The 14,846-nt window shown below is 72.9% G+C and carries 14 protein-coding genes; 7 read left to right on the top strand and 7 right to left on the bottom strand.

Features of this window, described 5'->3' with window-relative positions:
* Positions 1-19: 19 nt before the first annotated feature.
* Positions 20-1,243, bottom strand: a complete 1,224-nt coding sequence (locus CP973_RS04105) for an amidohydrolase family protein (RefSeq protein ID WP_150237612.1) — start codon at positions 1,241-1,243, stop codon at positions 20-22.
* A 353-nt stretch (positions 1,244-1,596) separates the two neighbouring features.
* Here CP973_RS04105 and afsR point away from each other — a divergent pair, with 353 nt between their 5' ends.
* The 3 genes from afsR to CP973_RS04090 all read left to right on the top strand — a co-directional run bounded on the left by afsR (position 1,597) and on the right by CP973_RS04090 (position 5,722).
* Positions 1,597-4,539: an SARP-family global regulator AfsR gene (gene afsR / locus CP973_RS04100; RefSeq protein ID WP_150237610.1), complete on the top strand. Its 2,943-nt coding sequence runs from the start codon at positions 1,597-1,599 to the stop codon at positions 4,537-4,539.
* 212 nt (positions 4,540-4,751) lie between these two features.
* Positions 4,752-5,123, top strand: a complete 372-nt coding sequence (locus CP973_RS04095; protein ID WP_150237608.1) for a laminin G — start codon at positions 4,752-4,754, stop codon at positions 5,121-5,123.
* A gap of 332 nt (positions 5,124-5,455) precedes the next feature.
* Positions 5,456-5,722 (top strand): hypothetical protein, encoded by a 267-nt coding sequence (locus CP973_RS04090; RefSeq protein WP_150237606.1) that lies wholly within the window; start codon positions 5,456-5,458, stop codon positions 5,720-5,722.
* 61 nt (positions 5,723-5,783) lie between these two features.
* Here CP973_RS04090 and CP973_RS04085 read toward each other — a convergent pair whose 3' ends face one another.
* Positions 5,784-6,215 (bottom strand): pyridoxamine 5'-phosphate oxidase family protein, encoded by a 432-nt coding sequence (locus tag CP973_RS04085; RefSeq protein WP_150237604.1) that lies wholly within the window; start codon positions 6,213-6,215, stop codon positions 5,784-5,786.
* 141 nt (positions 6,216-6,356) lie between these two features.
* On the opposite strand from CP973_RS04085, the gene CP973_RS04080 reads away from it, so the two are divergent.
* On the top strand, positions 6,357-7,952 hold the full coding sequence (locus tag CP973_RS04080; RefSeq protein WP_150237602.1) for a class I adenylate-forming enzyme family protein: 1,596 nt from the start codon (positions 6,357-6,359) through the stop codon (positions 7,950-7,952).
* A gap of 15 nt (positions 7,953-7,967) precedes the next feature.
* Here the strand turns inward: CP973_RS04080 and CP973_RS04075 are convergent, their stop codons facing one another.
* The 3 genes from CP973_RS04075 to CP973_RS04065 form a co-directional block, all read right to left on the bottom strand.
* Positions 7,968-8,204, bottom strand: coding sequence for a hypothetical protein (locus tag CP973_RS04075; protein ID WP_150237600.1), 237 nt, complete (start codon positions 8,202-8,204; stop codon positions 7,968-7,970).
* Positions 8,205-8,331: 127 nt separating this feature from the next.
* The gene (locus CP973_RS04070; RefSeq protein ID WP_150237598.1) at positions 8,332-9,042 is read right to left on the bottom strand and encodes a hypothetical protein; all 711 of its coding nucleotides are present in this window, start codon (positions 9,040-9,042) and stop codon (positions 8,332-8,334) included.
* A gap of 124 nt (positions 9,043-9,166) precedes the next feature.
* Positions 9,167-10,954 (bottom strand): FadD3 family acyl-CoA ligase, encoded by a 1,788-nt coding sequence (locus CP973_RS04065; protein WP_244409267.1) that lies wholly within the window; start codon positions 10,952-10,954, stop codon positions 9,167-9,169.
* 141 nt (positions 10,955-11,095) lie between these two features.
* Here CP973_RS04065 and CP973_RS04060 point away from each other — a divergent pair, with 141 nt between their 5' ends.
* The 3 genes from CP973_RS04060 to CP973_RS04050 are packed head-to-tail and all read left to right on the top strand — an operon-like array spanning position 11,096 to position 13,593.
* Complete coding sequence (locus CP973_RS04060) at positions 11,096-12,247, top strand: lipid-transfer protein (RefSeq protein ID WP_150237596.1); 1,152 nt, start codon at positions 11,096-11,098, stop codon at positions 12,245-12,247.
* 6 nt (positions 12,248-12,253) lie between these two features.
* On the top strand, positions 12,254-12,820 hold the full coding sequence (locus CP973_RS04055; protein ID WP_150237594.1) for a Zn-ribbon domain-containing OB-fold protein: 567 nt from the start codon (positions 12,254-12,256) through the stop codon (positions 12,818-12,820).
* A complete protein-coding gene (locus tag CP973_RS04050) occupies positions 12,817-13,593 on the top strand; it encodes an enoyl-CoA hydratase/isomerase family protein (protein ID WP_150237593.1) in 777 nt (258 codons plus the stop codon). Before CP973_RS04055 ends, CP973_RS04050 begins: the two co-directional genes overlap by 4 nt.
* A gap of 34 nt (positions 13,594-13,627) precedes the next feature.
* On the opposite strand, the gene CP973_RS04045 is transcribed toward CP973_RS04050, so the two are convergent.
* Entirely contained in the window at positions 13,628-14,155 is a 528-nt protein-coding gene (locus tag CP973_RS04045; protein ID WP_150237591.1) for a hypothetical protein, read from the bottom strand.
* On the bottom strand, positions 14,155-14,736 hold the full coding sequence (locus tag CP973_RS04040) for a hypothetical protein (RefSeq protein WP_150237589.1): 582 nt from the start codon (positions 14,734-14,736) through the stop codon (positions 14,155-14,157). Before CP973_RS04040 ends, CP973_RS04045 begins: the two co-directional genes overlap by 1 nt.
* Between the last annotated feature and the right edge of the window lie 110 nt (positions 14,737-14,846).

Raw genomic sequence — 14,846 nt, 5'->3', positions numbered from 1 at the left:
CCGCCCCTCCCATGGTGGCTCACGCCGCGTGCGCCCACAGCCCTTCCGGCGTCAGCCCCAGCAACTCGATGGCGTTGCCGCGGACGATCCGCTCGACCACGTCGGGCGCCAGGTGGCCCATCTGGGCCTCGCCGACCTCGCGGGAGCGCGGCCAGGTGGAGTCGGAGTGCGGGTAGTCGGTCTCGTACAGGACGTTGCCCACGCCGATCGCGTCCAGGTTGCGCAGGCCGAAGGCGTCGTCGAAGAAGCAGCCGTACACATGGCCGGCGAAGAGCTCGGACGGCGGGCGCAGCACCTTGTCGGCGACCCCGCCCCAGCCGCGGTTCTCCTCCCAGACCACGTCGGCGCGCTCCAGGATGTACGGGATCCACCCGATCTGTCCCTCCGCGTACATGACCTTCAGGCCGGGGAAGCGGTCGAACGCTCCGCTCATCAGCCAGTCGACCATCGAGAAGCAGCAGTTGGCGAAGGTGATCGTGGAGCCGACGGCGGGCGGCGCGTCGGCGGAGGTGGACGGCATCCGGCTGGAGGACCCGATGTGCATGGCGATGACCGTCCCGGTCTCGTCGCAGGCCCGCAGGAAGGGGTCCCAGTGACCGGTGTGGATGCTGGGCAGTCCCAGATGTGGCGGAATCTCGCTGAAGCAGACCGCCCGTACGCCCCGTTCCGCGTTCCGGCGCACCTCCTCGGCGGCCAGCTCCGGGTCCCACAACGGGACGAGCGTGAGCGGTACGAGGCGTCCGCGCGCGGCCGGGCCGCACCAGTCCTCGACCATCCAGTCGTTGTACGCGCGCACACCGAGCAGCGCCAGTTCGCGGTCCTTGGCCTCCGTGAAGGTCTGTCCGCAAAAGCGCGGGAATGTGGGGAAACAGAGGGCGGACTGCACATGGTTGGCGTCCATGTCCGCCAGCCGCTCCGGCACGCTGAAGGAACCGGGGCGCATCTGCTCGTAGGTGATGCCTTCGAGTCTGATGTCGTCCCGGGGGTACCCGACGGCCGTGTCGAGGCGGGTCAGGGGGCGGTGCAGGTCCTCGTAGACCCACCAGTCGGCGAGCGGGCCGGGGTCGCCCGGCCGGCCCATTTTCGGCGCGAATCTTCCGCCGGCGAAGGTCATTTCCGCCACCGGCGCCCGGACGATTCGGGGGCCGATGTCGTGATATTTCGAGGGGAGGCGGTCCCGCCAGACATCGGGCGGCTCCACCGTGTGATCGTCCACCGAGATTATCTTCGGAAAACTCTCCATGTTTTTACCGTAGCGCTGAACTGACGGACCGTCAGCAATGCTGTGACGGCAGGGAATGGATGCACACGACACGGGCCGATGCCCGGCGCGTACGCCGGGCGGCCGTACAGGCGGCTGAGCAGCGACGCTCCTCCGCGCACCCCCGCATGGAGCGCGCACGGGCAGCTGCACGCGCATCCGCACGGGATTCCGCGCCCGCCCACGGCCCGCCGCCCCACCCGCCGCACAGCCGAACACCAGCCCGAACAGCGGGCGTGGAGACACGGTGCCGAGACCGGACCCCTACTGACGTAAGGGGCTACGACAAGGCAGACTGGCCGATGCGAACGAAGTGCACAGGGCAGGGGGACACCATGGACGACGGTCCGGGGCAGGGCCAGGAGCGGCTCCGCTTCACCGTGCTCGGTCCCGTACGGGCCTGGCGCGGCGCGACCCCACTGGCGGCCGGCTCCCCGCAGCAGCGCGCGCTGCTGGCCGCCCTTCTGCTGCGGGGCGGGCGCACCGCCACCGCATCCGAACTCGTCGACGCCCTGTGGGGCGACGAACCGCCGCACGCCGCCCTCGCGGCGCTCCGCACGTACGCCTCACGCATCCGCAAGGCGCTGGGCGCCGACGCGGACACCCTGGTCAGCGAGTCCGGCGGCTATGCCATCCGCCCGGTGGACCACCAGCCGCTGGACCTGGACATGGATCACGCCGAGCAGTATGCGGCCGACGCCGAGAAGGCCAGGGCGGCCGGCGACCGCTGCCGGGCCCGCGACCTCCTGGACTCCGCGCTGGCGCTGTGGGACGGCGAGCCGCTGGCCAACCTCCCCGGGCCGTACGTGGAGAACCAGCGCACCCGCCTGGTGGAGTGGCGCCTGTCCCTCATGGAGACGCGCCTGGAGCTCGATCTGGAGCTGGGCTGCCACGCCGAGGCCGTCTCGGAGCTGACCGCGCTGACCGCCTCGCACCCGCTGCGCGAGCGGCTGCGAGAACTCCTCATGCTGGCGCTGTACCGCAGCGGCCGCCAGGCCGAGGCACTCGCCGTATACGCCGACACGCGGCGTCTGCTCGCCGACGAGCTGGGAGTGGACCCCTGCGCGTCGCTGTCCGACCTCCAGCAGCGCATCCTGCGCGCGGACACCGAGCTGGACGCGCCCACCATGCCGCCCGAGGCGCGCGACCCGGCCGAGCCGGTCTTCGTGCGGCCACAGCAACTTCCGGCCACGGTCGCCGACTTCACCGGGCGCGCCGCCTTCGTCACCGAGCTGAGCGAGCAGCTGGCCACCGCCGAGGGCAGGGTGATGGCCGTCTCGGCGCTCACCGGTATCGGCGGCGTCGGCAAGACCACCCTCGCCGTCCACGTCGCGCACGCCGCCCACGCGCACTTCCCGGACGGCCAGCTGTACGTGGACCTCCAGGGCGCCGGGCACTCCCCGTCCGACCCCGAAGCGGTGCTGGGCGCGTTCCTGCGCGCACTCGGGACCCCGGACGCCGCCATCCCGAACGGCGTCGAGGAGCGGGCCGCCCTCTACCGCTCCGCCCTCGCCGGGCGCCGGGTGCTCGCCCTCCTCGACAACGCCCGCGACGCCGCCCAGGTCCGCCCGCTGCTGCCCGGTACGGACGGCTGCGCGGCACTGATCACCAGCCGGGTCCGGATGATAGACCTGGCCGGCGCGCACCTGGTCGACCTGGACGTGATGAGCCCCGAGGAAGCGTTCACCCTCTTCACCCTCATCGTGGGCGAGGAGCGGGTGAACGCCGAGCGCGAGGCGTCCATGGACGTGGTCGGCGCCTGCGGCTTCCTGCCGCTGGCCATCCGTATCGCCGCCTCCCGGCTCGCCGCCCGCCGTACGTGGACCGTCTCCGTACTGGCCCGCAAGCTCGCCGACGAGCGCCGCAGGCTGGACGAGCTGCGCGCCGGCGACCTCGCCGTGAACTCCAGCTTCGAGCTGGGCTACAAGCAGCTGGAGCCGCGCCAGGCGCGGGCCTTCCGGCTGCTCGGGCTGGCCGACGGCCCGGACATCTCGCTCGCCGCCGCGGCCGCCCTGCTCGACATGGACACCGACTCCGCCGAGGAACTCCTCGAATCGCTCGTGGACACCTCCCTCCTGGAGTCCGCGGCCCCCGGCCGCTACCGCTTCCACGACCTGGTGCGCCTGTACGCGCGCTCCTGCGCGGAGCGCGACGAGCAGCCTCCGGAGGAGCGCGAGGCGGCGCTGTCCCGGCTGCTGGACTTCTACCTGGCCACCGCCGCCCACATGTACGCGCTGGAGCGCCCCGGCGACCGGCTGGCCGACCACACCGAGACGCCGCACTACCCCGGCCTGGTCTTCGACAACCGCTCCGAGGCGCTGAGCTGGCTGTTCAGCGAGACCCGGTGCCTGATCGCCTGCGCATTGCAGCACACCGGCGAGAAGGGGCTGCGGCGCGCCGTCGACCTGTTGCTGATGACCCGGGACATGGCCGAGTCCGGCGCCAACAACCGGCAGTACGAGCAGGCCAGCCTCACCCTGCTGGCCGCCGCGCGCCGGGCGGGCGACCAGCACGCGGAGGGCCGGGCGCACTGGCCGCTGGCCCCCATCTACATCCAGTCCGGCCGGCTCGACGAGGCCGACGAGCACGCGAAGCTGGCCACCTTGCTGGGGCTCGCCGCCGGGGACTCCTTCGCCGCCTCGCAGGGCCTCAACGACCGCGGCATCATCGCCAGCATCCTGCACCGCTACGAGGAGGCGGAGGGCTACCTGAACCAGGCCCTCATCGCCTTCCGCGAGAACAACAACAAGCAGTCCGAGGCCAGCGCGCTGAACAACCTCTCGCGCCTGCACCTGGACACCGGACGCGTCGAGAGCGCCATCCGGCTCGCCGAGCAGGGCACCGCCTGCTACCGGGAGGCCGGTGCCTCCCGCCGGCTCGGCAACGGCATGTACGCGCTGGGCATGGCCCTGACGCGCGCCGGCAGACTGGAGGAGGCCACCGCCCAGCTGACCGAGGCGCTGGCCATCTTCCGGGACAGCCGGCAGCGGTTCTGGGAAGGCATGACCTACCTCCGGCTCGCCGAGGCGGACCTCGCGGCCCGCCGTCCCGCCAGCGCGGCCAACTACGCCGAACAGGCGCTCTCCGCGCTGCGGGGGATCGGCGGAGGCCGCTGGCGCGCCCACGCGCTGACGACGCTGGGCCACGCCCTCAACCAGATCGGGCACACCGGCCGGGCAAAGGTCTGCTGGCAGGAGGTCATGTCCATCCACGAACAGATGGGCCTGCCCGTGGACGGTGAGGTACACAATCTCATCGCCCCTGTCGCGGTGGCATAAAACCGCCCCGGACCTCGGGCTTCAGGCGTTTATCGATCGTTCATCGCGAGGGGCCACTCTTCTAATTACCGATCCGCCGCCTCGGGGGGCAAGCGGCTCGGTGACCAGGCCCCACCGTAAGGTGTCCGGCCCTGGTCCGCCCGTCCGGCGACCCACGGGGGAGTTGCCGGCCGGGCGGACCGGATTGCGCCCACACAACGGAGTTGATCACCGTGAGCACTCAGAATCAGGCTCGAAAGGACGACGACAAGGACATCGTCAAGCCGCTGGACAGCAACCGTCCCATTCAGCCGATGGACAGCAACCGTCCGATTCAGCCGATGGACAGCAATCGCCCGATCCAGCCGATGGACAGCAACCGTCCCATCCAGCCCATGGACAGCAACCGGCCGATCCTGCCGATGGACAGCAACCGGCCGATCCAGCCCATGGACAGCAACCGTCCCATCGCGCCTCAGGACAGCAACCGTCCGATCACCGACGGCCAGCTGATCACCGAGGACGGCACCCGGCCCGCGCCGGGCAAGGACGGCAACGTGGTCGTGATGGGGGACAGCAACCGCCCCATCGCCGACCCGACGTAATGAGCGGCCCGTAGGGCGGGCCACGGGGGGAAGCACCGGCCCGCCCTATGGGACAACACAAGACCCACTGCGGGGCCGGCAATCCGGGGGATCGGGGGATCCAGGGGGGATTGCCGGGCCCGGGGACCGGGGGATCCGGGGGGATCCGGGGGATCGCGGGGGCCGGTTTCGATGGCATCTAGGGGGGAGCCATCGAAGCCGGTCCCCGCGGCATACCCACAGATATACGCAATCCCCTAATTTTTATGGCTTTTTCCAGCCAGGGGGATCGAACACGCGCCTCACCTGCCACTAGCGTCACCCACAAGCGATTCCCCCACCGAGGAGTTGGAATGAGCCGTATCAAGCGCACCGTCGTCACGCTCGCCCTCACGGCCGTCGTCGCCGGCGCCACCGCGGGCACCGCCATGGCCGGCCAGCACACCCCCGGCGGCCCGTCCGGCGTCATCGCCGGGGACAACAACCGCCCGATAGCGCCCGGCCGCTCCATCGCCCCTGACAACAACCGCCCGACTCACGGCCAGAACACGGTGCTTCCGGACAACAACCGTCCGGACACCGGCGACCGTGCCGTGCTCCTGGACAACAACCGCCCGTAATCACTCCGGCGCAGGGGGCCGGACCAGGCGAGGCCGGCCCCCTTCGGCACCGCGCGGCCGGCTACCCGACCTGCCCCATGTCCGACGACAGCCAGTGCCGCGGCCGCATCCGGATGGTCACCCCGGGGCCGAACGTCGGCTGCACGTCCTTGAGATACGCGGCCGCCGCCTCGGGCGGGAGATAGCGCTCGACCATCGCGCGCGCCTCCTCGTCCGTCGTCGGCTCGGTCGAGACCACCTCGCCCTCCACCGACACATAGCGGACCGTCGGGGCGAGCCGGTCCACCATCAGCGAGAACCGCCCCGCCGCCGCGATCAGCCGCGCCTTGCGCGAGTCCCGCTCGGTGGTGATCCACAGCTCCCCGCCCGGCTCGTACGCGTACCAGATGGGTACGGTCAGCGGGGCGCGGCCCGGCTCGCCCGAGTCCACCGACAGGGCTCCGATGTGCGGCTCGGCCAGGAATGCCTCGCGTTCTTCCTTGGTCAACGGCATGGCGTCTCCTCGTGTGTGCGGCGGGTTGTGGACGACCGTACCCAACGCGTCCCGAGGCCCGGTTGTTCCACGCCGCCCGCCTCCTGACGGGTCGTCATGTTCTCTGCTAACGTCGCGCCCCCGCACCCTAGGAGGCGCGACGTGTTCGAACCCGATCGTGTGCGCTCGCTCTGGGAACTGATGGAGTACCGGGCCGAGGTGTCCCCGCGGGCGCCGATGTTCTTCGACGAGAGCACCCGGGGATCCGGCCGGGCCCTCACCTTCGGCCGGGTGCGCGACCGGGCCCTGCGGCTGGCGGCCGGCTTCCGGGGGCTGGGGATCGGCGCCGGGACGCGCGTGCTGTGGCAGCTGCCCACCTGGCCCCTGACGGTCGCGGTGTCGCTCGCGCTGGCCCGGCTCGGCGCCGTACAGATACCGGTGCTGCATCTGCACCGGGAGCGCGAAGTCGGCTTCGCGCTGCGGCAGTCGGCGGCGGAGTACGCGATCGTGCCGGGCGAGTGGCGCGGCCACGACTACGCGGGCACGGTACGCAAGGCGGCCGACGGCGGCGTGCGCGTGCTCTCCGTCGCGGACGGGCTGCCGGAGGCGGCGCCCGACGGCGTACTCCCGGAGTGCGTACGGCCGGACCGTGCCACCCCGACGTGGATCTACTACACCTCGGGCACGACGGCCGAGCCCAAAGGCGTCCTGCACACCGACGCCTCCCTGATCGCGGGCGGCATCGGACTGGCCACCGCGCTGGGCATGACGGACGCGGACATCGGCTCGATGGCGTTCCCGTACGCGCACATCGCGGGCCCGGACTATGTAATCGCCATGCTGCTCAGCGGCTTCCCCGCGGTGGTGCTGGACACCTTCGACCCCGCCGCGGCGACCGAGGCGTACCGGCGGCACGGGGTGACGATGGCCGGCGGGAGCACAGCCTTCTACCAGGCGTTCCTCGACGAGGCGCGGCGGCGCGCCGGGTCCGGCGGGGCGGCGCCGACGGGCCGGCTGATCCCCTCCCTGCGGCTGCTGTCCGGGGGCGGGGCGCCGCTGCCGCCCGATCTGTACCACGCGGCGGTACGCGAGCTGGGGTGCGCGGTGGTGCACGGGTACGGGATGACGGAGTGCCCGATGATCGCGATGGGTACGCCGTACGACACCGACGAACAGCTCGCCCACACCGTGGGGAAGCCGGTGACCGGCGCCCGCGTACGGATCGTCCGCGCGGACGGGTCAGCGGCGGCGACCGGCGAGGCGGGCGAGGTCACGGTGCGCGGCCCGATGGTCTGCCGCGGCTACACCGACCCCGCGCTGACGGCCGCGGCCTTCGACGCGGACGGCTGCTTCCGTACCGGCGACCTGGGCCTGCTGCGCCCGGACGGGCACCTCGTCCTGACCGGGCGGCTGAAGGACATCATCATCCGGAAGGGCGAGAACATCTCCGCGCCGGAGGTGGAGGAGCTGGTCCGCGCCCACCCGGCGGTGGCCGAGGCCGCCGTGATCGGGCTGCCGGACCGCGAGCGCGGCGAGCGGGTCTGTGCGGTGGTGACGCTCGACAGGACGGCCGGCGCGTCCGACGGGCCGCTGACGCTCCCGGCGCTGACCGCTCACCTGCGCCGCTCCGGCCTGATGCCCCAGAAGCTGCCGGAGCAGCTGGAGATCCTGCCCGAGCTCCCCCGCGGCGGGCCGCTGAACAAGGTGCTCAAGGCGGCGCTGCGGGAGCGGTACGGGGGCGGGGCGGCCGGGGCCTGAGCCGGGGCCCGGTGGTCAGGCGAGCGGGCCCGGCTGCGGGCAGGGCTCGGGGGCCGCGTCCGGGTCGGACGGCCGGGGAATCGGGTCCGGGGCCATCGGGTCGCTGGGGCCGGGAGGCGGCGGGCCGGGGTCGGGTCCGGGCGGGTAGGGCGGTCCCGGTTCGGGTCCCGGGCGGGGGTCCGGGCCGGGCGGGTCCGGCGGCTCGGGCACGGGGCCGCCGGGCTCGGGCCCGTCGGGGTACGGACTGGTCATGCCACCCACACCTCCCACTACAGGGTGCTTGCCAGGCAATCACGCGGGGCCGGGCGGGCACGAGGCGGACGGGGCCATTCAGGTGGGCCCGGGACGCCCGCCGCCTCCGTGGGCCGAGTGCCCGCGCTTACGGGTGGTAGTGCTCGACGACCTTGGCCGCGACGCCCTTCCGCACCGTGACGCGGACCTTGACCGTGTTCTTCTTGGCGGCCTTTTCGAGGTCGTCCGTGGTGCAGGTGGTGGTGCCGTAGCTGCCCTTGTCGATGGTGACCCGGCCGTCGGGCCCGCCGCAGATGGTGGTCGCGCCGAGGATCCTGGTGTCGGTGGCGACGAAGAACGCCTGCTCCATGCCGGACTCGGGGGCCACGGTGTACTTGCCCGGGGCCAGGTACTTGAGCGTGCCGTTCAGGGTGGTGGTGCCGCCCTGGTGGCCGGTGCCCGTGCCCGTACCGCCGCCGGAGCCGGTGGAACCGGTGGAACCGGCGGAGCCCGAGCCACCCGACGTGCCGGAACCGTGGTGCCCGGAGCCGCTGCCCCCGGTGGACGCGGCCGAGCCCTGCGAACCCGAGGAACCCGAACCCGAAGTGCCCGAGCCCCGCGAACCCGAAGAACCCGCACCCGAGGAACCCGCGCCCGTGGACCCGGTGTCGCCTCCGGCGGCCCCCGCGCCGCCGGACGAGGCGTTCCCGGGGGCTTCGCTCGCGGGGCTCTTGGCCGGCTTCGGGTCGTCGCCGCCCGGGGCGTTGCACGCGGTGAGCGAGAACGCCGCGACGGCGACGACCGAGGCGGCGGCGATACGGCGGCCGCGGCGGAAGGCGGCGGTGGTGATGCTGGGCATGCGGATCCCCCAAGGGCGGTGCGACGGTGTTCGTTGGTGCGTACACCAAGGTGCCGGGCGCCGCTAACGGGCGGCTAACACGTCGGTAATCCGCCGCCAACCGCCCTGAGCTGGGGTTTCCCCGTCATGACACGGCCGGGGCGCCGCCCCGCAACTCCCCCTTCACGACCTTCCCGCTCGCGTTGCGCGGCAGTGCCGGGACGAACGCGACCTCTCTCGGCACCTTGTAGTTGGCCATCTCCCGCCGGGCCCACGCGATCAGCTCGTCCGCCGTCAGCGCGGACCGCGGGCGGCGCACCGCGTACGCCTTGCCGACCTCGCCCAGCCGCGCGTCGGGGACGCCGACGACGGCGACCTCCGCCACGTCCGGGTGGCGGGCGAGCAGCTGCTCGATCTCGGCGGGATAGGCGTTGAAGCCGCCGACGATGAACATGTCCTTGAGGCGGTCGGTGATGCGCAGGTTGCCGTCCGCGTCCAGGACGCCGATGTCGCCCGTGCGCAGCCAGCCGTCCTGCGTGAGCACCTCGGCGGTGGCCCGCGGGTCCTCGAAATAGCCGGTCATCACGTGGTAGCCGCGGACCAGCACCTCCCCCGCCGTGCCGGGCGGCACGGCCCGCCCGTCGCTGTCCACGACCCGTATCTCCGTGTCCGGTACGGCGCGTCCGGAGGTGGCCGCGACGACCTCGGGCGGGTCGCTGCGGCGGCACATCGTGGCGATACCGGAGCTTTCCGAGAGGCCGTAGGCGGTCAGCACGGTGGTCACGCCCAGCTCGGCGCGGAGCCGTTCGACCAGGGTGAGCGGGACGACGGCCGCGCCGGTGACGACCAGGCGCAGCGAGCCGAGGTCGTACCGCCCGCGCCCGGGGTCGTCCAGGAGCTGCTGGTGGAGGGCGGGCGGGCCGGGGAGGACGGTGACGCGTTCGGCGGCGATGTTGGCCAGCGCCGTGGCGGCGCCGAACACCGGCTGCGGGATCATCGTCGCCCCGCGCAGCAGGCAGGCGAGGATTCCGGCCTTGTAGCCGAAGGTGTGGAAGAACGGGTTGACGATCAGATAGCGGTCGCCGGGCGCCAGTCCGGCGAGGGCGCTCCAGACCCCGTAGGCGCGCAGGGTCTGGGCGTGCGTGATCACCGCGCCTTTGGGGCGGCCCGTGGTGCCCGAGGTGAAGATGATGTCCGAGGGGTCGTCGGGGCGTATCGCGTCGGCCCGGGACCGTACGGCGTCCGTGGGCACCGGCTCGCCCGCCGCGAGGAAGTCCTGCCATGCGAGGAAGCCGGCGGGGGCGTCGCCGGAGAGGACGACGGCCCGTTCGAGGTGCGGCAGGCCGGGGAGCGGGCCGTCGCCGGTGCCCTCGCGGGCCGCGCGGCGCAGCGAGGCGACGTACGACGTGCCGAGGAACGTGCCGGTGACGAACAGCAGCCGGGCGCGGGTGCGGCGCAGGACGTAGGCCGCTTCGGCGCCCTTGAAGCGGGTGTTGACCGGGACCAGGACGGCGCCCGCGGTGACGGCGCCGAGCGCGGCGGTGATCCAGTCGGCGGTGTTGGGCGCCCAGACGGCCACCCGGTCGCCGGGCTCGACACCGGCGGCGAGGCACGCCGCCGCGGCCCGCTCGACCCGCTCCCCCAGCTGCGTGTACGTCAGGCGGGTGCGCCCCTCGGCGACCGCCTCGGCCGGTCCGTACCGCTCGGCGGCGGCGCGCACCAGGCGCGGGACGGTGCCGTACTCCAGATCGGCGCGGGGGTCGGCGGCGTCGGGCTCTCGGGCGCCGGTGCGCGGGTCGGGGGCGTCGGTCGAGCGGACACCGGTATGCGGGCCGGGGACGTCGGCCGCGCAGTCATCGACGCGTGGGCCGGTGACGTCGGTCGAGCGGACACCGGCGCGCGGGTCGTGCTCTGACGGATCGGCACACCGCATCGCACAACCTCCCGCGGAAGCGCTGGCTGGACCAGGGAGCTGACTACCCGTCAGGTTAGCGGTAGCCTCCTCGGCTGTCAGCACGGATGTCCGCGCCGTCCGTACGGGGACCCGTACGGACGGCCGACCACGGAGGTGACGATGGGGGCGACCCTGAAGGACGCGGCGGTGATAGCCGGGATCGGCCGGACGGCGTTCGCCAAGCGGCTGCCCGAGTCGGAGCGCACGCTGGCCTGCCGGGCGATCGTCGCCGCCCTGGACGACGCCGGGATCGCCCCGTCCGAGGTGGACGCCTTCGCCTCCTACACCATGGAGGAGACCGACGAGGTCGAGGTCGCCAAGGCCATCGGCGCCGGTGACGTCACCTTCTTCGCCAAGGCCGGTTACGGCGGCGGCGGTTCGTGCGCGACCGTGGCCCACCTGGCGGCGGCCATCGCCACCGGGCAGGCGAGCGTCGGTGTCGCCTGGCGCTCGCGCAAGCGCGGCTCCGGGCCCCGCCCGTGGCGGAACACCACTGTCCAACTGCCCACTCCCGCCCAATGGACCCGCCCCTTCGGCCTGCTGCGTCCCGCCGACGAGATCGGCATCCTCGCCCGGCGCTACATGCACGAATACGGCGCCACCCGCGACCACTTCTTCAACGTCGCCCTCGCCTGCCGCAACCGCGCCAACCAGAACCCCGCCGCGATCATGTACGAGCGCCCGCTGACCCGCGAGATGTACATGACCGCCCGCTGGATCAGCGAGCCGCTGTGCCTCTTCGACAACTGCCTGGAGACCGACGGGGCGCTCGCGTGCGTGGTCGTCGCCGCCGAACGCGCCCGTGATCTGCGGCAGCGCCCGGTGTATGTGCACTCCGCCGCGCAGGGCCTGCCCGCCCAGCACCACGGCATGGTCAACTACTGGACCGACGACCCGCTCACCGGACCGGCCTGGACCGCGGCCCGGCAGCTGTGGAAGCAGGCCGACTTCGGCCCCGAGGACGTCGATGTCGCGCAGATCTACGACGCGTTCACCCCGCTGATCCCGCTCTCCCTGGAGGGCTACGGCTTCTGCGGGCGCGGCGAGGGCGCGGCCTTCACCGAGGGCGGCGCCCTGGAGATCGGCGGCCGGCTGCCGCTGAACACCTCGGGCGGCGGGCTGAGCGAGGCATACGTCCACGGCTTCAACCTCATCACCGAAGGCGTGCGGCAACTGCGCGGCACCGGCACCGCACAGGTCCCGGGCGCCACCACCTGCCTGGTCACGGCCGGGGAAGGGGTTCCCACATCGGCTCTGCTGCTGAGGAGTTGAGTTTCCATGTCCACCAGCATGAGGGGGACCACTGACAACGCCCCCGAACCGCGCCCGTCCCCCGAACCGTCCCAGTCCCCCGAACCGTCCCAGTCACCCGAACCACCCCCGTCCCCCGGCCCGCAGCCGCCCGACGGCACCGCCCTGCTCCTCCCCGTCCCCGACGACGACGGCGCCCCCTTCTGGCAGTACGCCGCCCGCGGCGAACTCCGCGTCCAGGCCTGCGCCGCCTGCGGCGAACTCCGCTTCCCGCCCCGCCCCTGCTGCCCGCACTGCCGGTCCTTCGACGACCGCTGGCAGCGGATGTCCGGGCGCGGCCGCATCTGGTCCTACGTCCTGCCGCACCCGCCGCTGCTGCCCGCCTACGCCGCGCAGGCGCCGTACAACGTCATCGTGGTGGAGCTGGCCGACGCCCCGCGCATCCGGCTGGTCGGCAACCTGGTCGCGGCCCCGGACGCGCCCCTGGACTCGGTCGATCCGGCGCGCATCCGCATCGGCGCCGCGGTGAAGGCCGCCTTCCACGAGCAGGCGCCGGGCGTGACCGTGCCGCGCTGGCTGCTGGAGCGGCCGTGACGCCGCCTTCCGTACGCGTGGAGACGGGGGCGGACGGCGTCGCGCTGGTCACGATCGACCGGCCCGGGCGCCTCAACGCCCTCGATCTGGAGGCGGCCGAACGGCTCGCGTCCGTATGGCGCGGGTTCCGCTGCGACGACGACGTGCGCGCCATCGTGCTGACCGGCGCCGGGGGCAGAGCCTTCTCCACGGGGATCGACCGCTCCGCGCAGGTCCCGCAGCCGTCCTCCCCGTACTCGCTGGACGATCCGCTGCTCACCGTCGGGCCGAAGGCGAACGACCTGTGGAAGCCGGTCGTCGCGGCCGTCGAGGGGATGGCCTGCGGCGGAGCGTTCTACCTGCTGGGCGAGTGCGAATTCCTGGTCGCCTCCGAGGAGGCGACGTTCTTCGACCCGCACACGTCGTACGGGATGGTCAGCGCGTACGAGTCGGTGTTCATGGCGCAGCGCATGCCGTACGGCGAGGCCGCGCGGCTGGCCCTGATGGGCACGGCGGAACGGCTCGGCGCCCGCCGCGCCTACGAGACGGGCCTGGTCTCGGAGCTGACGCCGCCGGGCGGCGCGGTGGCCGCGGCCCGGCGCGCCGCCGCGGTGCTCGCCGCGCAGCCGACCGGGGCGGTGCAGGGCACCGTGCGGGCCCTGTGGGCGTCGCGGGAGGCCGCGCGGGCGCAGGCGCTGGCGCACGCCCCGCAGCTGATCGCGCTGGGCAGCCTGCCACCGGAGCGGCAGGCCGGCCTCTTCACGTCCCGCTCCCGGGACTTCAAGGTCCGCTGACCCGGACGGCCGCCGCCCGGCGCCGCCGCGGCCTCTACAGCTCCGACTTGCGCGCCCTGCGGATCTCGCAGGTGTACCACATCTGCCGTGTCGAGGTGTTGGTGTAGTAGTAGGTGGCCGTGTACGTCTCGGTCTGCCCCGGGCGGACGATGATGCTGCGCTGGTGCAGCCCGAGTGCCGTGCCGTCGGCGGGCCGGTCCCTCATCCAGTTGACCGCCATCTCGTACTTGAAGGTCTTGGTCAGCGACGGGTTGGTCACCGAGACCGAGTATTCGAGGCGGCGGGCCGACGTGTCGTAGCGGCAGTTGTTGCCGCGCGCGTCCGAGCGGCCGTCCGGGTCGTAGGTCTCCTCCGGCGTGGGCGACGGGGAGTACGAGTACGACGGCGTGGAGGAGCCGTACGGCGTCGGGGAGTAGCTGTAGCCGCTGGGCATCGGCGGCGGGGGCAGCCTGCGGTGGCCGCCGGGCAGCAGCGCGCCGCAGCCGGCCACCCCGAGCCCGGTGGCGGCCACCATCCCGGCCGCGACGGCGGCCCGGCCGATGCGTCGTCCCTGGGCCGTCATCAGGAGAGCGGGGTGCGCTGGACGTCGGTGACCGAGCAGCGGTACGTGCCGCTGGTGGCGGCGTCACGGGGCACGTACTGGATCACGTCGGTCGAGTCGGTGCGGCCCGGCATCACGTACGGGATGCTCGGGTGGCGGGTGCCGAGGTCCTTGCCGCCCGGCGCGGTGAACTTCACCGTGAGCATGTAGGTGTACTTGGTGGTGGACGAGCTGTTGGTGGCGCTGACCGTGGTCTTGACGCTCCCGGCGCCGTTGTACTGGCACCCGTTGATCTTGATGTCGCCCATGGCGCTGCGGCTGCTGCCGCCGCCGGAGGTGTAGCCGGTGGTGCTGCCGCTGGACGTGCTGCCGCTCGTGGAGCTGCCGCTGGTGCTCGTACCGCCGTCGTAGCCGCCACTCGTGCTGCCGCTGCTGCCGGTACTGGCCTCGTAACCGCCGCTGGTGCTGCCGCTCGTGCTGCTGCCGCCGCTGGAGCTGCTGTGGCTGCTGCCGCAGCCGCCGCCGTGCGAGTGCCGGGCACCGGTCAGCGCGACGACCACCACCCCGGCCGCTGCGACCATGCGGACATGACGGAACTTCATGATGTTGTGCCCCCGTTGACCCCGTTGCAAGTACCGCGCCGCACACGCGGCGCACCCTCGTCCTTATGTGTTCTTGACGAGTGCACGGCAGACTAGCAACCTCCTCGCAT

Source organism: Streptomyces albofaciens JCM 4342 (assembly GCF_008634025.1).
Taxonomy (GTDB): domain Bacteria; phylum Actinomycetota; class Actinomycetes; order Streptomycetales; family Streptomycetaceae; genus Streptomyces; species Streptomyces albofaciens.
The sequence above is the reverse complement of the archived record's forward strand: the minus strand, read 5'-3'. Positions and strand labels throughout refer to the sequence as shown.